Here is a 21,759-nt window from a genome sequence, read left to right as displayed (position 1 = left end):
CCATGGGCGCGGAACCAGAACACGAATCCGCCATGTCCCAAGCCGACTTCATCCTGCTGTTCAATCTGGACGGCACCCTGACCGATACCGACGCGCTCCACTTCCACGCCTTCCGCACGCTGCTGGCCGAGCACGGCCGGGAGCTGGACCACGACAGCTATCTGCGGCACGTCCACGGCTCCACCAATGAAGCCATCATGCGGGCGCTGCTGCCTGACATCCCGGAGCGGCACCGGGAACTGGCCGAGCGCAAGGAAAAACTGTTCCGCGCCTCGGCCGGCCAATTGCGCCCCGCGCCTGGCGCGCTGCGGCTATTCGATTGGGCGCAAGCCAACGGCGCGGCCATCGCCGTCGTCACCAACGCGCCGCGCGCCAACGCCGAGCTGATGCTGGATGGCCTGGGCCTGACCTCGCGGGTGGATGCGCTGGTGATAGGCGACGAGCTGGCCTACGGCAAGCCCCACCCGCTGCCCTATCTCGCCGGCCTGGCCCGACTGGGCGGACGCGCCGAGCGCGCCTGCGCCTTCGAGGACTCTCCATCCGGCATCCGCGCCGCGAAACAAGCCGGGCTGCATACCTTCGCCATCGCCGGCATGCTGCCGGAAGCGGCATTGCTCGAGGCCGGCGCCGATGCCGTGATCGCCGACTTCAACGCGCCAGAGCTATGGCAATGGCTGGAGCGGGCTGACATCCGCTCGACTCAAACCTGAGCTTGGATACCGCCGCGAACACAGGGTGAGGCATCCTGACGCTGCGGAACAGGCGTTCCGCCCTTCTCAATCCTTGCAATAGAAAACAGACAACGCGCTCCGCCCTTGCATCCGCTCAAGGCACGCCAACGCAAGCAGTACCCATCCGTACGACAAGGAGGCGCAACGCAGGATCAGGGGTTTTGCGAGCGGATCTAAGCGATAGCGGAGCACAGCCCACAGACGATCAGGCAACAAGCGCCAGTCCGTTCCAGCCAGGCCTCTCCCCGCCCCCGCGCCATGCCGCCCAGCCAGCGCGCGGCGGCCGCGCACAGCAGGAGCACTGCCAGCACCGTCAGCAGGAACAAGGGCCCCAGCAATAGCATCTGCCGTCCCGCGCCCTCGCCCGGCCGGATGAACTGCGGAAAGTACAATGCCAGGAAAACGATGATTTTCGGGTTCAGCAGCGTCGTCGCCAGTCCGCTGCGGAAATTGCCCGCCCCCGCCCCGGACGCGCCTTTCCCCGCCATGCGCCACTGCGCCGCGCCCAGGTACAGCAAGTAGGCGGCGCCCAGCCATTTCAAGCACGACAACTCGGCCGGCGCCGCCTCCGCCAATATCCCCAAGCCGCCTAGCACCGCCAGCAGCAGAATGGCGTCCGCCAGCACCACTCCCAGCGTGACCGCCGCGCCCGCACGCCATCCGCGCTGCGCCGAAGCCCCCGCGATCAGCAGCAGCGAGGGTCCCGGCATCAAGGTGACCAGCGCCGTGGCCGCGATGAAGTTCCAGATCATGCAGCCCCCTCAGCGCAACAGGCCCAGGCTACCGGTCAGCTGCCGCACCCGTTTGCCCGGCCCGCACAGGGCCAGGCCCTGATACTGGATCGCCTCTTCCGGCGTGGACGCCAGCGCCGCCGCGTACTCCTGATAGCTGCGGGTGGCGCGGGTGGCGCTGGTCAGCTCCACCAGCGTCAGCTCCGTCGTGCAAGCGGCCGCTCGCAATGCTCGCAATTGATCCGCGCCGGCCTTCAACACCGGCATCGGCACCGTGGTGATGCCTGTCCTAGGCAGCCCGCGCGCGTCGGGCAGATCCTGCCCCACCAACTCAGGGTGGCGCTTGCCCAGCGACATCGCCAGCACGGCGGCGGTATTGGCGATGACGCCGGGCGGCAGATCGGGATCAATGATGATGGCGCAACGGATGTCATCCATGAATGGCTCCTGAACACGAAAAGAACCGGTCCACTATGCGCTGCCGCCAAATGATCCACAATTAAGTACAATTGAGATTCAATAATCTAAAAAACAGAACAATGATAGACGAACTGCGCGCGTTGGCCGTATTCGCCAAGACCACCGAAACCGGCTCTTTCCGCGCCGCCGCCCGCGCGCTGGGCCTGGCGCCATCGGTGATCAGCCATCACGTCTCGCAACTGGAAAGCCGGCTGGGAGTCGCCTTGCTGTACCGCTCCACCCGGCGGCTGTCGCTGACGCGGGATGGCCAGGCGCTTTACGGCCACGCCCAGGCGATGCTGCAAGCGGCGGAAACCGGACTCAACGAGCTGGCGGGACGCGCGGCCGAGCCCGCCGGCATGCTCAGGCTGAGCCTGCCCGCCTTCTTCGCCCGCGGCCCGCTCACCAGCAGCCTGGCGGCGTTCTCCCGATGCTATCCCAAGGTGGAGCTGGAATTGGATTACAGCGACGAGAAACGCGATCTGATCCGGGATGGCATCGACTTGGCCATCCGCATCGGCGAACTGCAGGACAGCGCGCTGAAATCCCGCCGCCTGTTCGACATGCCCCGCCTGCTGGTGGCCGCGCCCAGCCTGCTGGACGCGCGCGGCGAGCCCGCCTCTCCCGCAGAACTGGCAGACTGGCCCTGGCTGGGCATACGGATGCGAGCCAAACGCAAAACCCTGGTCGACGCCGCCGGGCAACGGCACGACTTCGCCATCCAACCGCGCATCACCGCCAACAGCGTCGATGCCGCCTGCCAGCTAGCCATCGCGGGCTGTGGCCTGGCCACGCCGCCAGCGTTCTTGGTGGCAAACGAATTGGCCGCTGGACAGCTGCGCGTCGTCCTACCCGACTGCCAGATAGAGGCGCTGGGCGTCTACGCCGTCTGGCCCGCCAACGCCGCACGGGAAAGCCTGACACTGCGGCTGGTCCGTTTCTTGGCTGCGCCCCCTCCGCGCCAATGACATTTATTCCAAGGTTATAATTCGGCATTCCATGTTCAGGGAGGCAAACCATGCAAAGTCCACGCGATCTCGCCGCGGCGAGCTGCGACGCGCGAAGGGATGGGGCAAGCCGCTGGAACTGGACGACGGCTATGCCGCCACGCCGGCCGAGCTGAGGATGTCGTACAAGATATTGAAGGACGCCGGCTGCGTGCCGGCCGAAGTGGAAGCGATGGGAGAACTCGCCGCCCTACGGGCGGAACTCGCCGAGCTGGAGCCGGATACCCCAGCCTGGCGCGGAAAACAGGCCCAGGTACAGCAAAAAGCGCTGGGCCTGGCCTTGCAATTGGAGCGCCTGCGCGGCGGCGCCTGACGCCGCGCCGCTGGCCGGGCTAAACGAACAGGAACCACAGCAGCAGGCCCAGACCCGCCGCCACGGTACAGCCCGCCAGCAGCTTCATCGGAACGTCGCCGCCCAGCCTGTCCGCCGCGCCGGCGCGGGCGAAGGCCAGTCCCAACAGGAAAAACACCGCCAGATCGAATAAGCCGTGGGTAGTCCAGTGATGGCCGGTCAGCGACGCCATCCAGCCGTTCAGCGCCGGCAGGCTGTCCTTCAGCCAGGCCAATGCGGTGTTGAACAGGATGGCGACGCAAGCCGACAGCGCGAAGCCGCCAGCCCAACGGTTAAGAGCCTTGTCCATCGCTAGCCTCCATGCTGCAGCAACGCCGCCTTGACGCCGAAGCTGATGATCGCTCCGCCGCCCTCCACCGCGAACGCGGTCAACGCCAGCAAAGCCGCGGTCGCCGCCGTCATCCGCCGCGCCGCGGCGTTCTCATGCAGACGCTCGGCTGCGGCGATGGGCAGGTAAAACGCCAGGATCAATACGATGAAGAACAGATGCTCCTTGGTCTCCATCACCAGATTGTGCGCGTAGGGCAGCGGGCCTTTCAGGATCAGCGCCTTGTCGTGTCCGTAGAAATGGACATACCAGTAGCCGCCCAATATCCAGGACAGGCCGATGCACAGCGCCGTCGCCCGCGACGCCAGCCGAATCCGCGCCGCGTTGCCCTCCGACGCGTTCAGCGTCTCCACCAGCACCCACACCGCCGCGATGATGCCCAGCGCGCCGAAAGTCGGGTGCGACAACAACAGATAGTCCATGCTCCGCCTCCTCCGCTTGCGCCGCCCCGTTCTCGACTGGCCGCCTCCCCAACATAGGCGATGGCGGCGGCCGTCGCCCGCGCTGAAAAAGCCAGGTTTGATCAGGAGCAAACCTTGTGCGCCAAATCCACTTCCTGCTGGATAAACAATGGGATAGCCGCACCAAAACCGCCGCGGCGCGCTGCCGGAAGCAGGCGCGCTATTGATCGCCGAAGCTGCGCAGCGCCGTCAACAAGCTGGCGAGATTATCGGCGGCCGGGCTGGCTCGCTTTCTCGGCAAACACCGCGCTCGCCATGGTGTCCACGCTGTAGATCTGCATCGCGCCGATGTTGGACACCGACTGGGCAAGCGTGGTCATCTGCTGCTGCGAGGAGACGGCATTCTCGTACAGGATGCCGGTGGAGTGGGCCATGGCCTGGTAGATCGACCCCATCGCCATGGCGGGCGCGTCTCCCAGCACCTTGACGTTGGACTGGGCGACGGCATCGGTGATCTGGCTGTTGACTGCGGCGGGGAAGGCCATCTTGCATCTCCTGCGCGGTTTGGGGCATTCAGACTGGCAGCCGCCGGGAAATGCTTCAATCAGTGACAGTACTTACTGGAGCCATGCGCCGCGCCCGCCCCCAGCGATGCCGGCGCAGGCCGCGCGCGGGCTCAAGGGACATGCGGCGCCCTTGAGCATGCCGGCGTCAGCAGGCGGCGGATTCAAGCCTTCTGGCTCTCGCCATCCTTCAAACGATTCACCAGCGCCACATACTCGGCCATCGCCTGCTCGCGGCTCATGCCGCGCCTGGCGGCCCAGGCGTCGTGCTTGGCCCGCCCCACCATGTCCATGGCGCCCGGCCGCTCTCCCGATGCGTCGCCTTGCGAACCCTGCTTGTACAAGGCATACAGCGCCAGCAAGGTGGCGTTGTCCGGCGTCTTGCGCAAGGTGCGCGACAAGGCGGCGGCGGCCTCGAACGCCTTTTCCTGCTCGCTGGGCCCGTCCGGCAACGGCTCGCCGCCGAAATGGCTGTCTTCGGCGCCCAGGTCGTCCGGAAACCACCTGGCCTCCAGCAGCTTGCCCTTGCGCATCTGCAAGGCCAGCACCCCGGGCGAGGCCAGGCCGCGATGCAGCAGCGTGGCGGGCTGCACCGCCATGCCGGCATTGATCACCGCCGCGCCGAAGGCGGAAAAGCTCGCGCCCTCGTCCGTCCACTGCCGCAGCCGACGCAGGCCCTTGCGCCCCGGGAACGCGCCGCTGCTGCGGTTGCGCCCCGGCTGCAGCCAGACGAAATCCGGGATGCCCAAGCTGTACAAGCCGGCGAAGTCGCCCTGCTCCAGCGCGCCCCGCGCCGAGGCCAGCAGCTCGGCCATCTCCGCCGGCGCCATTGCCGGATCGACCCTATTCATGCCGAAGCCGCCCGTCGCGCTGGCGTTGAAAAACTCCAGCACATGCTTGCCGACGACTTCCCTGTCGTTGTCCACGCACACCATGTGATAGCTGTCCTCCAGCACCACCATGCGCGCCTGGCCGGCGCGCTTGCCGCTGCCGATGCGCTCGACCAGGAAATGCGCCGAGCGCAAGCTGGTCAGCTCATCCTCGCGCGCATGCACCACCAGCGTCGGGCAGGCGATCTGATCCAGCCCCCGCATCGCCGCGGCGCGCAGCCGGTCCACCTCGCGGAGGCAGGCCAACGGCACCCAGCTGTAGTGGAAGTTCTCTCCGCGCTCGAACTTGGCCTTGACGATGGCCCTCAGTTGCTCGTTCTTGATGCCGTAGGGCTCCTCCTCCGCCACCTTCATCCGCTCCGGCAGTCCGGGAATCCGGTACAGCAAGGAACGCAGGCCCCGATACCAGGGCGTGGCCCAGCCGTCGATGTACACCGGCGGGGCCAGCGCCACCAGCCGGCCCTTGGCGTGACGCTCCAGCTTGGCCACCTCCAGCGCCAGCAAGGCACCCATGCACATGCCCATCACGTGCAGCACCTCATGCTGGCCGACGATTTCGCGGTACTTGGCGCGCGCCGCCTCCAGCCATGCCTCCATCTTGACGCCGGACAAATCTTCCGGCCGCGTGCCGTGGCCCGGCAATGTCAAGGCATGGGTGACGAAGCCCGCGTTCTTCAGCCGCTTGTGCATGGAACCCAGGTCGTATTGCGTGCCGCCCAGGCCGTGGATCAAGAATACGCCGGGCTCAGCCATTGCCGTTCTCCAGAGGCTCCGGCCTCAACATGCCCACCACCATCTCCACCTCGTCGTCCGCGCCGCGCACGCAGGCCAGGCGCTCCCGCACCCGCAACCGCTCCCCGTCCGCCTGCACCACGGTGTAGCTTTGCTCGCTGGCCCAGGTCTCGCCGCTGGCCACGCTGCTCCACGTGGCCTCCACCAATCCGCGCTCGTCCGGCTCGATCCGCTCCAGCCACTCCTCCAGGCTGGAGATGCGCGCGACGCCCTCGCCCAGCACCTTGTCCGCCCCCATGCCCCAGGTGGCGTGCCCGGTGGCCGCGTCGTACTCCACCGTCGCCACCCCCACCTCGCGCATGATGCGCTCGTAGCGCAAACGCCAGGCCTGGGCATCAACCAACGCCTGGCGGCGGCCGTCCGACAGCGCCCTCACCGCTATCATCACCGCGGCCCAGATCGCCACGAAGCCCTGCACCTCGATCACCGCCTCGCCGGAAAACCCCTCCGCCACCGCGAACGGTCCGCCACCATGGGCGGTTCGCCCAATGATCAGCAAGCCGCCCAACAGCAGGGCGACAGCGCCGCCGCGCGCGCCCCACAAGGCGGCGGCGATCAGCAGGAAAGGCATGGGCAGATAGGCCAGCGTGGCGGCCACCTGGCCGTAGCGCTCGCTGCTGTGATCGATGAAAACCAGCGCCACCGCGCATAGAAACAGCAGGAAAGCCGCGCCGCCGCCCAGGAACTGCACCATCGTCATGCCGCCGGACAGCTGCAGGTGAAAGCCCCGGAACGCGGTCACCACCGGCGTCAGCAGCAGGATGCCCACCATCGTGGACAACACCCACGCCACGCCCTCCAGCGTCAGATTCAGGTCCGGCCGCTGCCATTGCCACAAGGCCATGGCCAGCGCTCCGCCCAGGCAGGACGCCAGCGCCGCTCCGCACAGGAACAGCGCCATGCCGGCCGGGGTGTCCGGATCGTTGCGCCCCAGGCCGGCCACCCAACAGCCCATGGCGCCGCTGACCGCCTCGATGCAGGCGAAAGCCGCCGCGCCCACCGGATTCAGGCCATGCGCCGCCATGCCCCAGATCATCGACGCCAGCCACACGCCGGCGAGAATGGCCGGCCAGCGCCAGCGGGGGGAGATCAGCAGCGCGGAAAACGTCACTCCGCTGCCCAGCCAGACCGGCATGGTTTCCGTGACGGAACTGGCCAGCGATTTGGAAACAAAGGCCACCGCGAGAAACAGCGCGGCAACCAGCACGCCAATTCGTAACTGCTGCATGGCCACTCCTCTTGCCTCAACCATTGCAGCATAGAAAGCGCCCCCCAAGCGCCGCAAGCAGGGGAAAGACTGGATGGCAAACCAATCCATCCGCAGAAAACGCGCACACGCGGTCTTTGACAGGAAGCGGGATGGTGGCTCATCCCCACGTGAGTGGGGAACAGTTTTCGATCTGACAGCGGCAAACCTTGACGCGCGGTTCATCTCCACGTGCGTAGGGAACAGGCCTTCTGCCAACCGTCAAAACCAGGAGTTTTCGGTTCATCCCCACGTGCGTGGGGAACAGATGCCCAGCCCGCCAGCCCGGATCTGACCGCGCGGTTCATCCCCACGTGCGTGGGGAACAGAGGGGAGGGTTCCATGTATCGCGCTGTTCCGCCGGTTCATCCCCACGTGCGTGGGGAACAGGAAGTGATTGTTCGCCGTACTGTCTCTAACACGGTTCATCCCCACGTGCGTGGGGACACAGACTCTTCACGATCTAGCGCCTGCGCCAACGCGGTTCATCCCCACACGCGTGGGGAACACTCGATGCCGAGGCCGGCTTTGCCATGCAGCGGCGGTTCATCCCCACACGCGTGGGGAACACAACCCGGCCGGAGTCCAGCACCAGGCCGCAGGCGGTTCATCCCCACACGCGTGGGGAACACGCCGGGACTGCGGCGGCACGTTCATTCAATCCCGGTTCATCCCCACACGCGTGGGGAACACCCTGGTCTGCCGGTCGTCATCGACAAGTTCCACGGTTCATCCCCACACGCGTGGGGAACACACCTGGTACGTCAGCAGCAAGACCAGCGCCGGCGGTTCATCCCCACACGCGTGGGGAACACACCAATTTCAAGATGCTGATTTTTAAAGATAAAAACCCACTCCAAAAATCTACCGATTTTTCCGCTCAAAAAATCACCATCTCGATCGCTCGGCAATGCCGCTCCGCCGGCCATGGAAAACCGCCGCGCCATGGCCGAAGAAACGACATCAGCATTATCGCCGCCGCTTACTTGCCGGCGCAATCCGCCACCCGCAGCAGCCTGGGCGGCTGGCCGGCAAGCTCAGCCAGCAGACTTTGCGGCGGGAGGGTTTGCTTACCGTAACGAACCGGCGCGGAGTCGAAGTTGGCGGTGAGGCGGCTGCCGTCGGCGAAGCGGGTTTGCTGCAGCGTATGTTCGGCGTTCAACCAGGCGAAGCCGGCGAGCGCCTGACCTGCAAGCTGCTGATGCAGCGGGCGAAAGGCGCGGTCCGCGCATTGCAGCTGCGGCAGGCGGGCCTTGAGGCTGGCGGCGGACAGGTGGAACAGCGGCGGCACGTTATACAGCCATTGCGCCAGCAGGTTGTCGGCGTAGGCGTTGGAGAATTTCAGGTTGTCGTACAGCCAGTGGTTGGCGGTGATCACCGAACCATGGAACACCGCCTGGTACAGCGGCAAGCGGTACGGCGCGCCGTAGTAAAGATCGCGGTACGGCTGCTTCAGCGGCACTTTCTTGAAGAAGGTTTCCGGCTGGTCTGACGGATACCAGCGGCCCAGGAAGTACGGCGACTGCTTGTTTTTCTGCAGATCGGCGTCGCCCCAGCCCATCACCGGAACCTGCATGCCATGGGCGAAGGCGATGCCGCGGCTGGTGGCGGCGTTGCCCATTTCCGAGCCAACCGGCAGCCGATAGGCATCGACCACCCATTGCATAGACTTTTCATAGCCGGCGGCCATCTCCGCCTTGCCGGTCTGGCGGCCCGGGGTGTAGTCGTCAAACACCATCCCGGTGGCGTAGGCGTCCAGAAACCAGCTGTTGAAGCCGGCGGCGGCATGCAGCGCGCGGGTGCGCTGTTGCAGGGTGTCGCGCACGCAGTCAGGGTTGGTGTAGTAGCCGGACTGCTGGAAGCCCGCCTTTTTCTTGCCGCTGGCCAGCGTGACGCCGCATTGGCGATAGACGGCTTCCCCCTGCTGGGCGGTGAGCCAGTCTTCGCGATGACCCGGCTGCAGCGCGGTCTCGTAGGAGTCGTAGGCGGTCATCAAATAACCGGCGTCTACGCCGGCCTTCACCGCCTGCGGCTGCCACAGCCCCCCCTCCCAATTATCCGCGCCCAGCCACAGTCGTTTGAGGCCGGCCGCCTGCAAGGCATCGATGGTCTTGCGCGACAGGCCGCCGCCCCAGCGCGACGCGTCCGGCCGCAGCGCCGGGCCGAACAGCCGCTCCGCCAGCGCGCGCAGCCGCAGATAGGGCGCGGCCATCCGTTCCCAGTCCGGCTTTTTGCCCAGCCAGCCGGCGCGGGCCTCGGCGGTCAGCGCCTGGTTGACGGCCTCCAGCAGCGCGCGTTGCTGGTAATGATCCGGCTTGGCGCCGACCTGGCGCAAAACCTTGCCGGCCTCGGCGTCGAAACGGCCGCGCAGCCTGGCGGCCACTGGGTCCGGACCGCGCAGCAGCGTGAGGAAGGCCGGCCAGTCGCGCACGTCGGACGCATCCAGCAGATTATTGCCCCACAGATAGACGTGGCTGGCGCCGATCAGCTTGGCGGTGTCCGGCTGCGCCTTGATCTTGTCGGCCAGCGTTTGATAACGGCCTGCGTCGATCAGCCATTGCCGGTAACGCTGCGCGCCGGCCAGCAGATTGTCGTCGGCCAGCCGCAGCAGCAGCGTCATCGGCCGTTGCTGATTGAGCGGGTTGAATTCGTGGCTCAGGCTCAAGGCGAAGCCCTGGCCCTCGGCGCGGATGGCCAATTGATTGTTGAACGGCTCCAGCAGCAACCAGTGCAGGCTGCGGCGGCCATAGTCCATGCCCCACAACGGCAGGCTGAGGTTTTCCGAGGTATCCAGGCCATCTCCGGCGAATCCTGGCAGAAAATCGCGCCACAGCTTGCTGCCGGCCGGGATGTAGCTGCCCTCGGCCAAAGGCAGCAGCAGGCCCTTGCCCATCGCCGACGCCGGCTGGCGCAGCAGCTCCACCCTGCCCGGCGCTTTGGCGTTCAGGGTCAGCGTCAGATCTCTGCCGCTCAACCTGGCCTGCCAGCGGTAACGGCCGTCGTCCCATTGCCAGTCGGCTGATTGATCATCCTGGCGCAGCGCGGACACCTTGCGCGCCGGCACGCCATCGGATACCGGCCGCGCCGGCTCGCCCGCCGCCGCCACCTTCAGCGCCAGCGTGGCCGGCTCCAGCTCAACTTTCCACTCCGGGTTCTGCAACACCAGCCCGGCCCAGGCCGGCAGGGATATCCCCCACGCCGCGGCCAGCGGCAACATTTTGATCAGACGCGTCATTCCTTCTCCCGCAAATCAGTCATTTGGATAGGCCGCATTGCAGCGCAAAAGGAACTGGCGATTGTCAGGATAATGTCAGAACTGGCCCAAGGGCGCGGCCACGCGGTGGATCTGGCGGATGGCGACAGGGCCGCGGAACTCGGCGCGCAGCAGCGACACGCTGGCCCACAGTTTCTGGCCGCCAGCGTTGGCCGGCCAGCGCAGGGTCTGGCCCAGCTCGCGCCGCTGCCACCAGCGCAATTCGAAGTCCGGCTGCGACAGCAGCGCCTGTTCCAGCCAGGGCTGCGGGCAGGCGGATGGCTGGACAGGCGGACGCGGCGCCAGCTTGCGGCCGTCGCGCCGCAGCCAGTCTTGCGCGGCCATGCCAGGCAGCGACAGGTCCTGCCGCCAGGTCTGGCCGCCGCTTTGCGCGGTTAGCCTATATACGCCGGGCGGCAAAGCCGCGGACTGGTCTTCGCTTTCCAGCTCGAACTGGCGGCCATCGTAGCGCGTCATGACGCCGGCCAAGAGTTCGCGGCCGTCCGGCAGCCGCAGCGACCAGCGCAGGTCGCGCCGCGGGCTGACGCCGTTCAGCCTGACGTTGTAGACGCGGCTGAGCGGGATGTCGCGCTGGATCAGGTCCAGCTCCAGGTCGCCCAGCCAGGCCGGCGGCGCCGCCGGCGCGTCGCGGCCGCACTGGCCGGACGCCAGCTCGCGCTGCAGCGTGAGCCAGGCCTGGCGCTGCGCGGCGCTGGACATCGCGGCCCCCTGCGCGTCCAACTGGCGCCAGGCGCCGCGCGGTCGCCGGAAAGCAAGGCGTGATAGGCCGGCTCCAGCGGCGTGGCGGGCAGCAGCGGCGCGGCGGCCGCCGGCGCCGCCCAGGCCAGGGCCAGCCAGAACGGCGGCCTCACGCCCCGCCCCCGCTCAGCCGGTAGCCGACGCCGCGCACGGTTTCTATCGGGATGTCGGGCAGCTTCTGCCGCAGCTGCAGCACATGGGTGTCCACGGTGCGGGTGGACGGGAAATGCTGGTAGCCCCATACCTGGTTCAGCAGCTCGTCGCGGGTGAACACCCGGCCCGGCATCCGCGCCAGCATCGCCAGCAGGTCGAACTCGGTGCGGGTGAGCGCCACCTCGCCGCCGCGCCAGGCCGCCGCCAGCCTGGCCGGAAACAACTGCAGCTCGCCGCAGGCCAAGGCGCCCTCGCCCAGCGGCCGCAATTGGGCGCGCACGCGGGCCAGCAGCTCCACATGAGCGAAGGGCTTGGTCAGATAATCGCGCGCGCCGGCCTCCAGCCCGGCCACCCTGTCATCCAGCTCCACCCGGGCGGTGAGCACGATCACCGGCAGCGCCTTCAGCGCCAGCCATTGGGGCAGCAGGCGCAGCGAGTCGCCGTCCGGCAGCTGGCGGTCCAGTATCGCCAGTTCGGCTTGCCGCCAGTGAGCGGCCACTTCGCCGCCGTCGCGCAGCCACAGGCAGTCGTAGCCCTGCTGTCGCAGGAACTGGCGCAGTCCCGCGCCTAGTTCGGCGTCGTCTTCAATCAGCAATATCGTCACACGGCAACTCCAGCGCGAATGTCGTCGGCGGCCCTTCCAGCGTCAGCCGTCCGCCCAGCCTGTTCATCACCCGCCGCACGATGGCCAGGCCCAGCCCCATGCCGGCATCCGCGCCCAGCTCGCGCCGCAACAGCGACAAGCGGTAGCGCGGCAGCGCGCCGCCGTCGCTCACCGCCAGCCGCAGCCGGCCCTTCTCCCAACTGGCCAGGATGCGCACCGGCGGCCGGCCGTGCTGGCGCGCGTTGCGCAGCAGATTGTCCAGGCACAGGCCCAGCCAGTAGGCGGGCAGCTTCAAGTTTCTATCCTGATCCAGACAGTAAGCCGCGCCGTGGCGTTCCGCGAAGCTGTCCAGCCACGCGGACAAGGGCAGCGGCTGCGGCGTCTCCAGCCGGCTGTCCGCCGCCAGGTAATGCCGGCTGGCATCGGCCAGCTGGCGCAGCCGCAGCACGCCGTCGGCCAGCCGGCCGAAGCCTTGCTGCGCACCGGCCGGCAATTGATCGAAACCGGCGCGAAAGTCCTCCACCACATTGCCCAGCCCGGCGATGGGGGTGCGCAGTTCGTGGGTGAGCATCTGCAGCACGAAGCGCCGCTCCCGCTCCAGCCGGCGGCGCTGCAGCCAGCCGTAAGCCAGCACGCCGGCCGCCGCCAGCAGCGAGATGCCGGCCAGCGCCCGCCACCACCAGGGCGACGGCGGCAGCGGCCGCGCGCAGATCCGGCCCAACGGCTGCGGACAGGCGTCGCCATCGGCCAACGGGCTCAACGCCAGCCTGGCCGCGTCCGCCAGCGGCCGCCATTGTCCGGCGCCGTAGCGCCGCCAGGACGTGCCGTCGCGCCGCCACAGATCGCCGCCGTCCAGCAGCCAGCGCTCGCCGGACAGCAGCGCGGCCAGGTTGTCGTCGCCCAACCTGCCGATGCCGGAGAAGGCCGCCGGCCGTTCGCGCACATGCAGATAGGGCTGCAAGGCGGATGCGGAATCGGAATGGCGCTGCAGATAGTGCCAGGCATAGCTGCCGCCCAGCGGATGGATGGGATGGGCGGCGAACCAGGCCGGCGGCAGCGCCTCGCCATCGCACAGCGCGCGCTCGAAACGCAGCAGATCGGCCGGCAGCGCCGGCCACGGCGCGCGGCACTGCCCGCGGTGGCGGTACAGCGCCTGCAATTGGGCCAAAGGAAGCTGGCCCAGCGCCGGATACAGCGAATCCGGCCGCAGCAGCGCGGCGTCCAGCTGCTGCAAGGCGGCCACCGCCGTCTCCGCCTGCGAACGCGCGGCGCGCAGCGACGCCTGCAGCGCGGCGACATCGGCGCGGGCATGCAGGCTCAGGGCGATCAAAAACAGGGCGAGAAGGCGCGGCATGGATGGGATTATAAGGCCCGCCGCAGCCAGCCCGCAGCGCCGCGCTTCCGTGGTAAGCTGCCGGCGTTTGTTTCTCCATCGTTTCGCCTCATGCCACCTCGCAGCTGGGATATCTTCTGTACCGTCATCGACAACTACGGCGACATCGGCGTCGCCTGGCGTCTGGCGCGCCGGCTGGCGCGCGACTACGGCCACGCCGTGCGGCTGTGGGTGGATGATCTGGCCAGCTTCGCCCGCATCGCGCCGGGGCTGGATCCGGCGTCGCCAAGGCAGACGCTGGCCGGCATCGACATCCGTCATTGGCCCCAGGCTGGCTTTCCCGCCGACATCGTCCCCGCCGACGCGGTGATCGAGGCCTTCGGCTGCCGCTTGCCGGACAGCTTCGAAGCGGCGATGGCGGCGCGGGCCATCAAGCCGGCGTGGATCAATCTGGAATACCTGTCGGCCGAGGACTGGACCCTCAGCCACCACAAGCTGCCCTCGCCCCACCCCAGGCTGCCGCTGACCAAGCATTTCTTCTTTCCCGGCTTCGACGCCGCCAGCGGCGGGCTGATCTGCGAGGACGGGCTGATAGACGCGCGCGCCGCCTGGCAGGCGGACGAAGCCGCGCAAAACGCCTACTGGCTGCGCCGCGGCCTGCCGCCGCGCACGGCCGGCGAACTGCGCGCCAGCCTGTTCGCCTACCACAACCCGGCCGCCGCGCGGCTGCTGCAAGCCTGGGCCGACGGCCCGCTGCCGGTGCGCTGCCTGGTGCCGGAAGGCAAGGTGCTGCCCGATGTCGCCGGCCTGTTCGGCCGCGCGCTGCGCGCCGGCGACCACGCCCGCCTCGGCAATCTGGACGTTCACGTGCTGCCGCTGAGCGATCAGGACGACTACGACCGCCTGCTGTGGAGCTGCGATTTCAACTGCGTGCGCGGCGAGGACAGCCTGGTGCGCTCGCAATGGGCGGCGCGGCCCATGCTGTGGCACATCTACCCGCAGGACGACGACGCCCACCTCGCCAAGCTGGAAGCATTTCTCGACCAATACTGCGCCGGCCTGCCCGCCGGGATGGCCGCCGCGCTGCGCGCGCTGAACCTGGACTGGAACCGAAACGGCGACATCGCCGCCGCCTGGCGCGACGCCGCGCCCTGGCTGCCGGCATGGCGAGAACATGCGACAAACTGGCAACAGCATCTGCTGAAAGACGGCGATCTGGCGGCCAGACTGCTGCACTTCATCGGCGAAATCAGCTAGAATACCGCGTTTTGTCGGGAATTTTTCCCGGCTTCATTTCAAGAGTTTGGGATTAGACAAGCATGAAAACCGCACAAGAACTGCGCGCTGGTAATGTATTCATGGTCGGCAGCGACCCGATGGTTGTTCAAAAGGCTGAGTTCAGCAAATCCGGCCGCAACGCCTCCGTCGTCAAGATGAAGATGAAGAACCTGCTGACCGGCGCCGGCAGCGAAGCCGTATACCGCGCGGACGACAAGTTCGACGTGGTGGTGCTGGACCGCAAGGACTGCACCTACTCCTACTTCGCCGACCCGATGTACGTGTTCATGGACACCGAATTCAACCAGTACGAAGTGGAAGCCGACAACCTGGGCGACACCATCAACTACATCGTCGACGGCATGGAAGACATCTGCCAGGTCACCTTCTACGACGGCAAGGCCATCTCCGTGGAACTGCCGACCACCGTGATCCGCGAAGTGGAATACACCGAGCCGGCCGTGCGCGGCGACACCTCGGGCAAAGTGCTGAAGCCGGCCCGCCTGGTTGGCACCACCTTCGAAGTTCAGGTTCCGGCCTTCGTCAACACCGGCGAAAAGATCGAAATCGACACCCGCACCAACGAATTCAAGAAGCGCGCCTAAGCCTTCTGGATTGTTGTGCCGAAAAAAGCGCCCCGCGAGGGCGCTTTTTTGTTGCCGGGCTTGGGGTGGCCGGGCAAAGGGAGAGAGGAGCCAAACTTCCCTATGCGCCAACTGCTCAGCGCAAAAACTTCCCCACGTGCGTGGGGAACACTATCGATCAGGTGAGACATTGCCATTCCTCCTTGGTTCATCCCCACATGCATGGGGAACACCGCTCGATGGCGATGCGCAACCTGGAAGAGCACGGTTCATCCCCACATGCGTGGGGAACACTACCCGGCCGCGAACGTCGCCGACGACATCGCCGGTTCATCCCCACATGCGTGGGGAACACATCCAGGAAGATGTCGGTGCCCACCACGCCGGCGGCTCATCCCCACGTGCGTAGGGAACACGCTGTCTGCGCATGGTCCTTATCCCCTACCCCCGGTTCATCCCCACATGCGTGGGGAACACCATTCGGACGATTTGCAGCCCTGTTCCCTGCCCGGTTCATCCCCACGTGCGCGGGGAACACGGACACTGTCGATGGCACGCTGTACGACACTACCGGTTCATCCCCACGTGCGCGGGGAACACCGAAAATTTGGCGTACAGATCTGAAAGAAGAACGGTTCATCCCCACGTGCGCGGGGAACACACCATCTTCAAATCACTGATTTTTAAAGACAAAAACACACCCTGAAATTCTACCGATTTTTCCAGCCATAAAATACCGCTCAAATCGCCCGGCACGCCACCGCTCGGCCTTGGGAAATCGTTCTCCTCCAAGCGGGCCGCACGCTAGCCTCAAACCCGGGCCATCAAGTCCCCCAACCGCCAGGCTTTCGGCTCGGCCAGACGCCATAGCCTAACGCCATTTCAATGGCATGCAAGCAAAAAGCGCCTGACTGGCGCTTTTTTCATGCCCGCCCCCAGCTGGTATACTGTTTCTCCGCTCCATCCCGCCCAAATCGCGCCATGTCCGATCTTTTTTCCGTCGAACCGCAAAAACCGCTGGCCGAGGCCTTGCGTCCGCAGGCGCTCGATCAGGTGATCGGGCAGCAGCATCTGATCGGCCCGGGCAAGCCGCTGAGCCTGGCGGTGGCGTCCGGCAAGCCGCACTCGATGATATTGTGGGGCCCGCCCGGCGTCGGCAAGACCACGCTGGCGCGCATCCTTGCCGCCAGCTTCGACGCCGAATTCATTCCGATCTCGGCGGTGTTCGCCGGCGTCAAGGACATCCGCGAGGCGGTTGAGCGCGCCAACGCCGTGCTGCAGCGCTCTGGCCGACGCACCATCCTGTTCGTCGACGAAGTGCACCGCTTCAACAAGAGCCAGCAGGACGCCTTCCTGCCCTTCGTCGAATCCGGACTGATCACCTTCATCGGCGCCACCACCGAGAATCCATCGTTCGAGGTCAATTCCGCGCTGCTGTCCCGCGCCCAGGTCTACGTGCTGAACAGCCTGAGCGAGGATGAACTCAAGCGGCTGTTCGAGCGCGCGCAGGCGGAAGGCGCGCTGGACGGGCTGAATTTCGACGACGCGGCCATCTCCACGCTGACCGGCTACGCCGACGGCGACGCCCGCCGCTTCCTGAACCTGCTGGAGCAGACCCGCACCGCGGCGCAGACCCGCGGCGCGGCGGACGTCGACCCGGCGTTTCTGGAAGAGGTGCTGACGCTGAACGCGCGGCGCTTCGACAAGGGCGGCGACGCCTTCTATGACCAGATCTCGGCGCTGCACAAATCGGTGCGCGGCTCCAATCCGGACGCCGCGCTGTACTGGCTCAGCCGCATGCTGGACGGCGGCGCCGACGCGCGCTACCTGGCGCGGCGCATCGTGCGCATGGCCTGGGAGGACATCGGCCTGGCCGATCCGCGCGCGATGCAGATCGCCAACGACGCGGCGCTGACCTACGAAAGGCTGGGCAGTCCGGAAGGCGAACTTGCGCTGGGACAAGCAGTGATCTATCTGGCGGTGGCTGCCAAGAGCAATGCCGGATACAACGCGTATAATCAGGCCCGCGCCTTCGTCAAACAGGACAAATCCCGCCCGGTGCCGGTACACTTGCGCAATGCGCCCACCCGCCTGATGAAGGAACTGGGTTACGGCCACGCCTACCGCTACGCGCACGATGAGCCCCACGCCTACGCCGCCGGGGAAACCTATCTTCCGGAGGGGCTGGAAGACATCGAGTGGTACCGTCCGGTGCCGCGCGGGCTGGAAAGCAAGATTCAGGATAAACTGGCCTTTTTGCGTCAGCTGGATGCAGACGCCCAGCAAGATCCCGATAGTGAAAAACAGGAATAATCATGCTCGACATCAATCTACTTCGCAATGACATCGAAGCCGTCGCCGCCCGCCTGGCGGACCGCGGCTACACCCTGGACACCGCGGCATTCAATCAGCTGGAAGCCGAGCGCAAGTCCCTGCAATCCCGGATGCAGGAACTGCAAGCCAAGCGCAACGCCACCTCCAAGCAGATCGGCATAGCCAAGGGCAAGGGTGAAGACGTCTCCGCCATTCTGGCCGAAGTAGCCACCCTGGGTGACGAGCTGAAAGCCGCCGAACAGGCGTTCGACGGCGTGCAGGGCAAGCTGGACGCCTGGCTGCTGGTGATCCCCAACCTGCCGCACGAATCGGTGCCGGTGGGCAAGGATGAAAACGACAACGTGGAAGCCCGCCGCGTCGGCGTGCCGCGCCAGTTCGACTTCGAAGTCAAAGACCACGTCGACGTCGGCGCCCCGCTGGGCCTGGATTTCGACACCGGCGCCAAACTGTCCGGCGCGCGCTTCACCGTGCTGAAGGGCGATATCGCCCGCCTGCACCGCGCCATCGCCCAGTTCATGCTGAACACCCATACCGGCAGCCACGGCTATGAAGAGCACTACACCCCTTACATCGTCAACGACACCGCGCTGCTCGGCACCGGCCAGCTGCCCAAGTTCGCCGAAGACATGTTCAAGGTGACCCGCGGCGGCGATGAAGAAGCCGCGCCGCAATACCTGATCTCCACTTCGGAAGTGACGCTGACCAACACCGTCGCCGACACCATCCTGCAAGAGAGCGAGCTGCCGAAGAAGATGACCGCGCACTCGCCGTGCTTCCGCTCCGAAGCCGGCAGCTACGGCCGCGACACCCGCGGCATGATCCGCCAGCACCAGTTCGACAAGGTGGAAATGGTGCGCGTGGAGAAGCCGGAACACTCCTACGCCGCGCTGGAGGAAATGGTGGGCCACGCCGAGAACATCCTGAAGGCGCTGGAACTGCCCTACCGCGTGGTGACGCTGTGCACCGGCGACATGGGCTTCGGCTCCGCCAAAACCTATGACCTGGAAGTGTGGCTGCCGGCGCAGAACACCTACCGCGAAATCTCCAGCTGCTCGAATATGACCGACTTCCAGGCACGCCGCATGAAGGCGCGCTACAAGGACGAAAACGGCAAGAACCAGCTGGTGCACACGCTGAACGGCTCCGGCCTGGCGGTGGGCCGCACGCTGGTGGCCATTCTGGAAAACTACCAGAACGCCGACGGCAGCGTGACCGTGCCGAGCGTGCTGCGTCCGTTCATGGGCAAGGACAGGATCGGCGGCTGAGCTCCAGCCCTCCGATGAAGAACCGGCGTCTCCCGACGCCGGTTTTTTTTACGCCTCCGCCGCCTCGCCAACCGCGCTGCGCGCCAGCAACGCCTCGTAATCCGGGCGCGGCAAGGGTTTGCTGAACAGATAGCCCTGCGCGCAATTGCATCCCAGCTCCAGCAGGAAACGCCGCTGCGCCTCCTCTTCCACCCCCTCCGCCACCACGTCCAGCCCCAGGCTGCGGGCGATGGAGACGATGGCGCTGGTGATGGCGGCGTCGTCGCCGTCGCAATGCAGATCGTCGATGAAGGAGCGGTCTATCTTCAGTCCGCGCACCGGCAAGCGCTTCAGGTAGGACAGCGAGGAGTAGCCGGTGCCGAAATCGTCGATGGACAGATACATGCCCAGCTTCTGCAGCCGGAACAGCGTGTCCACCATGCCGCCGGCGTCCTCCATCACCACGCTCTCGGTGATTTCCAGCTCCAGCGCGCCGCTGTCCAGGCCATGGCGGGCCAGCGTCTGCTCCAGCTCGGCAACGAAATCGCCGTGCTTGAGCTGGCGGCCGGAAACATTGACCGCCAGGCGGCCCGGCGCCAGGCCGGCGTCGCGCCAGCGGCGGGCGTCGGCGCAGGCGGTCTCCAACACCCAGGCGCCGATCTGCGCGATCAGCGCGCTCTCCTCGGCGATGGGGATGAAACGGTCCGGAGGCACCAGGCCCAGCTCGGGATGCCGCCAGCGCAGCAGCGCCTCCGCGCCCACCAGCCTGCCGCTATCCAGCGCCACCTTGGGCTGGTACCACAACTCCAGCTCCTGCTGCGCCAGCGCGCGGTGCAGGCTGTACTCCAGCTTCAGCCGCTCCAGCGCGCGCGCGTTCATGTCCGGGGTGTAGAACTGGAAACCGTTCTTGCCGCCGTCCTTGGCGCGGTACATCGCGGTGTCCGCGTGCACCAGCAGCGTGTCGGCGTCGCGGCCGTCCAGCGGAAACATGCTGATGCCGATGCTGGCGGAGATGAACATCTGCTGGCCGGCCACGCCGGATAATTCCGTGACCGCGTCCAGCATCGCCTGCGCCCGCGCCGCCACCTGGGCTTCGCCGGCGGCGCCTTCCAGCAGCAGCGTGAATTCGTCGCCGCCCAGCCTGGCCACGGTCTCGGTGGGCAGCAGCCGCGACTGCAGCTGGCGCGCGATGTGGATCAGCAACTGGTCGCCGGCGTAATGGCCCAAAGTGTCGTTGACCAGCTTGAAGCGGTCCAGGTCGATGAACAGCAGCGCCAGTTGCTGGCCCGCCGCGCCGGCCCGGTCCACCGCGCCCTGCAGCCGCTCCAGGAACAGCGTGCGGTTGGGCAGGCTGGTGAGCGCGTCGTGGTTGGCCAGGAAATGCAGCCGCTCCTCGGCCTGCTTGCGCTGGGTGATGTCCGAGAATACCGCCACGTAATGCAGGCATTCGCCGTTGGCGTCGCGGATCGCGGTGATGCTCAGGTGCTCGGTGTACAGCAGGCCGCCCTTGCGGCGGTTGACCACCTCGCCCTGCCAGCGGCCGTCGCGCAACAGGCTGCTCCACAGCTGCTGGTAGAACTCCGGCGGCTGCTTGCCGGATTTCAGCAAGGCCGGCGTGCTGCCCAGCGCCTCTTCCCGGCTGTAGCCGGTGATGCGGGCGAAGGCGGGGTTCACCGACTGGATCACGCCGTTGCGGTCGGTGATGATGATGCCTTCCATCGTCGACTCGAACACCTTGTCGGCCAGCAGCAGGCTGTGGCGCGATTGCTGCAGCGCTTGGTCGCGCTGGCGCAGCGCCTCGTTCAGCTCGTGCAGGTATTCGTGCTCGATGCCCTGCACGATGTCGTCGAAACCCAGCAGCCGCAGCAACTTGCCGTCGTCGCCGAACACCGCCAGGTGGCGGATATTGTGTTGCTGCAGCAAACGCCTGGCCTGCAGCAGGCTGGCGAACTCCGGCACGCCGATCAGCGGCCGGCGGCAGCCTTCGCCCAGGGTGGCCGGTAACTGGTCCGACGCCAGCCAGCGCAGCACGTCGCGCTGGGTGACGATACCGTGCCCGCCCTCCTCCAGCGCCACCGCCAGCGCCGACAAGCCCTGCTCTCGCATCCGCGCCATCGCCTCGCGCGGCGTGGCCGCGGCCGGCAGCGATTGCGCCGACGGTCCGGGCAGGTCGCGGATGCGTTTGACCAGCAGAAAAGATTCCAAGCCCTGGTTGCGGACGATATCGGTCAGGGTCACGATGCCCAGCGGCTGGCCGTGTTTCCACACCAGCGCATGGCGCAGCTGGCGACGTCGGAAGGCCTCCACCGCGTCCTGCAACGACATGTCGTGCGGCAAGCTGGCCAGCTGCGCGCTGATCGCCCGCCCCACCGGCAGATCCGGATCGCGGCGCCCCAGCGACGCCTCCAGCGCGTCGGACTCGGTCCACAGCCCCAGCACCTCGCCTTTTTCATCGCGCACGACGATTGAGCTGCAGGCGGCGGCCATCATCCGGCTGGCGGCTTCCCGGATGGGCAAGGACGGAAGGCAGCACAGGAGGTCGCAGGAGGCGATGCCGGCCAGAGTTTGAATCGGATAGGACATTGACAAACATGGCCTCGTCATAAGCTGACAGCCATTATACCGTTAACCCTCTTGTCACAAGGGCTGGAATGTCAAAAAATCTATCCCATATGAAATAAAAAAACGCCGGGTCGAAACCCGGCGCTTTGCCCTGT

At 66.7% G+C, this 21,759-nt stretch carries 19 protein-coding genes and 2 CRISPR repeat arrays; of the genes, 7 read left to right on the top strand and 12 right to left on the bottom strand.

Going from position 1 to position 21,759, the window contains the following annotated elements; genetic code table 11:
* Positions 1–32: 32 nt before the first annotated feature.
* Positions 33–710 (top strand): HAD family hydrolase, encoded by a 678-nt coding sequence (locus tag ACY3GB_RS20515; RefSeq protein ID WP_463090349.1) that lies wholly within the window; start codon positions 33–35, stop codon positions 708–710.
* Between the two features lie 194 nt (positions 711–904).
* Here the strand turns inward: ACY3GB_RS20515 and ACY3GB_RS20510 are convergent, their stop codons facing one another.
* Together ACY3GB_RS20510 and ACY3GB_RS20505 are read right to left on the bottom strand one after the other, a co-directional pair.
* Positions 905–1,483 carry a LysE family translocator gene (locus ACY3GB_RS20510; RefSeq protein ID WP_463090348.1) on the bottom strand — a complete coding sequence of 193 codons (579 nt, stop codon included), beginning with the start codon at positions 1,481–1,483 and terminating at the stop codon, positions 905–907.
* A 9-nt stretch (positions 1,484–1,492) separates the two neighbouring features.
* Positions 1,493–1,900 (bottom strand): DUF2000 domain-containing protein, encoded by a 408-nt coding sequence (locus tag ACY3GB_RS20505; RefSeq protein ID WP_463090347.1) that lies wholly within the window; start codon positions 1,898–1,900, stop codon positions 1,493–1,495.
* 101 nt (positions 1,901–2,001) lie between these two features.
* Here ACY3GB_RS20505 and ACY3GB_RS20500 point away from each other — a divergent pair, with 101 nt between their 5' ends.
* Positions 2,002–2,889, top strand: a complete 888-nt coding sequence (locus ACY3GB_RS20500) for a LysR family transcriptional regulator (protein ID WP_463090346.1) — start codon at positions 2,002–2,004, stop codon at positions 2,887–2,889.
* Positions 2,890–2,920: 31 nt separating this feature from the next.
* Complete coding sequence (locus tag ACY3GB_RS20495; RefSeq protein WP_463090345.1) at positions 2,921–3,241, top strand: DnaJ family domain-containing protein; 321 nt, start codon at positions 2,921–2,923, stop codon at positions 3,239–3,241.
* Between the two features lie 19 nt (positions 3,242–3,260).
* Here the strand turns inward: ACY3GB_RS20495 and ACY3GB_RS20490 are convergent, their stop codons facing one another.
* From ACY3GB_RS20490 to ACY3GB_RS20450, 9 genes are all read right to left on the bottom strand, one after another.
* A complete protein-coding gene (locus tag ACY3GB_RS20490) occupies positions 3,261–3,569 on the bottom strand; it encodes a hypothetical protein (protein ID WP_463090344.1) in 309 nt (102 codons plus the stop codon).
* Between the two features lie 2 nt (positions 3,570–3,571).
* Positions 3,572–4,030, bottom strand: a complete 459-nt coding sequence (locus tag ACY3GB_RS20485; protein WP_463090343.1) for a hypothetical protein — start codon at positions 4,028–4,030, stop codon at positions 3,572–3,574.
* Between the two features lie 245 nt (positions 4,031–4,275).
* Positions 4,276–4,554, bottom strand: coding sequence for a RebB family R body protein (locus ACY3GB_RS20480; protein ID WP_463090342.1), 279 nt, complete (start codon positions 4,552–4,554; stop codon positions 4,276–4,278).
* A gap of 182 nt (positions 4,555–4,736) precedes the next feature.
* Positions 4,737–6,215, bottom strand: a complete 1,479-nt coding sequence (locus ACY3GB_RS20475) for an acyl-CoA-binding protein (RefSeq protein ID WP_463090341.1) — start codon at positions 6,213–6,215, stop codon at positions 4,737–4,739.
* Positions 6,208–7,482: an MASE1 domain-containing protein gene (locus ACY3GB_RS20470; RefSeq protein WP_463090340.1), complete on the bottom strand. Its 1,275-nt coding sequence runs from the start codon at positions 7,480–7,482 to the stop codon at positions 6,208–6,210. The genes ACY3GB_RS20475 and ACY3GB_RS20470 overlap by 8 nt, the downstream gene beginning before the upstream one ends.
* A gap of 498 nt (positions 7,483–7,980) precedes the next feature.
* Positions 7,981–8,315: a CRISPR direct-repeat array (repeat unit 29 nt; unit sequence CGGTTCATCCCCACACGCGTGGGGAACAC).
* 167 nt (positions 8,316–8,482) lie between these two features.
* Entirely contained in the window at positions 8,483–10,735 is a 2,253-nt protein-coding gene (locus ACY3GB_RS20465; RefSeq protein ID WP_463090339.1) for a glycoside hydrolase, read from the bottom strand.
* Positions 10,736–10,810: 75 nt separating this feature from the next.
* On the bottom strand, positions 10,811–11,596 hold the full coding sequence (locus ACY3GB_RS20460) for a DUF2861 family protein (RefSeq protein ID WP_463090967.1): 786 nt from the start codon (positions 11,594–11,596) through the stop codon (positions 10,811–10,813).
* Positions 11,597–11,621: 25 nt separating this feature from the next.
* Positions 11,622–12,269, bottom strand: coding sequence for a response regulator transcription factor (locus ACY3GB_RS20455; protein ID WP_345892752.1), 648 nt, complete (start codon positions 12,267–12,269; stop codon positions 11,622–11,624).
* Entirely contained in the window at positions 12,250–13,623 is a 1,374-nt protein-coding gene (locus ACY3GB_RS20450; RefSeq protein ID WP_463090338.1) for an ATP-binding protein, read from the bottom strand. Before ACY3GB_RS20450 ends, ACY3GB_RS20455 begins: the two co-directional genes overlap by 20 nt.
* A 90-nt stretch (positions 13,624–13,713) precedes the next feature.
* Here ACY3GB_RS20450 and earP point away from each other — a divergent pair, with 90 nt between their 5' ends.
* From earP to serS, 4 genes are all read left to right on the top strand, one after another.
* Positions 13,714–14,859: an elongation factor P maturation arginine rhamnosyltransferase EarP gene (gene earP, locus ACY3GB_RS20445; protein WP_463090337.1), complete on the top strand. Its 1,146-nt coding sequence runs from the start codon at positions 13,714–13,716 to the stop codon at positions 14,857–14,859.
* A 62-nt stretch (positions 14,860–14,921) separates the two neighbouring features.
* Positions 14,922–15,485: an elongation factor P gene (gene efp, locus ACY3GB_RS20440; RefSeq protein WP_463090336.1), complete on the top strand. Its 564-nt coding sequence runs from the start codon at positions 14,922–14,924 to the stop codon at positions 15,483–15,485.
* A gap of 183 nt (positions 15,486–15,668) precedes the next feature.
* Positions 15,669–16,125: direct repeats of the CRISPR family, unit length 29 nt; unit sequence CGGTTCATCCCCACATGCGTGGGGAACAC.
* A gap of 320 nt (positions 16,126–16,445) precedes the next feature.
* Positions 16,446–17,777, top strand: coding sequence for a replication-associated recombination protein A (locus ACY3GB_RS20435; RefSeq protein ID WP_463090335.1), 1,332 nt, complete (start codon positions 16,446–16,448; stop codon positions 17,775–17,777).
* A 2-nt stretch (positions 17,778–17,779) separates the two neighbouring features.
* Positions 17,780–19,063: a serine--tRNA ligase gene (serS, locus tag ACY3GB_RS20430; protein WP_463090334.1), complete on the top strand. Its 1,284-nt coding sequence runs from the start codon at positions 17,780–17,782 to the stop codon at positions 19,061–19,063.
* Positions 19,064–19,111: 48 nt separating this feature from the next.
* On the opposite strand, the gene ACY3GB_RS20425 is transcribed toward serS, so the two are convergent.
* The gene (locus tag ACY3GB_RS20425; RefSeq protein WP_463090333.1) at positions 19,112–21,625 is read right to left on the bottom strand and encodes an EAL domain-containing protein; all 2,514 of its coding nucleotides are present in this window, start codon (positions 21,623–21,625) and stop codon (positions 19,112–19,114) included.
* Positions 21,626–21,759 lie beyond the last annotated feature (134 nt).

It is taken from the genome of Chromobacterium sp. Ag138 (genome assembly GCF_055181315.1).
This window is presented reverse-complemented; position numbering and strand designations above follow the sequence as displayed.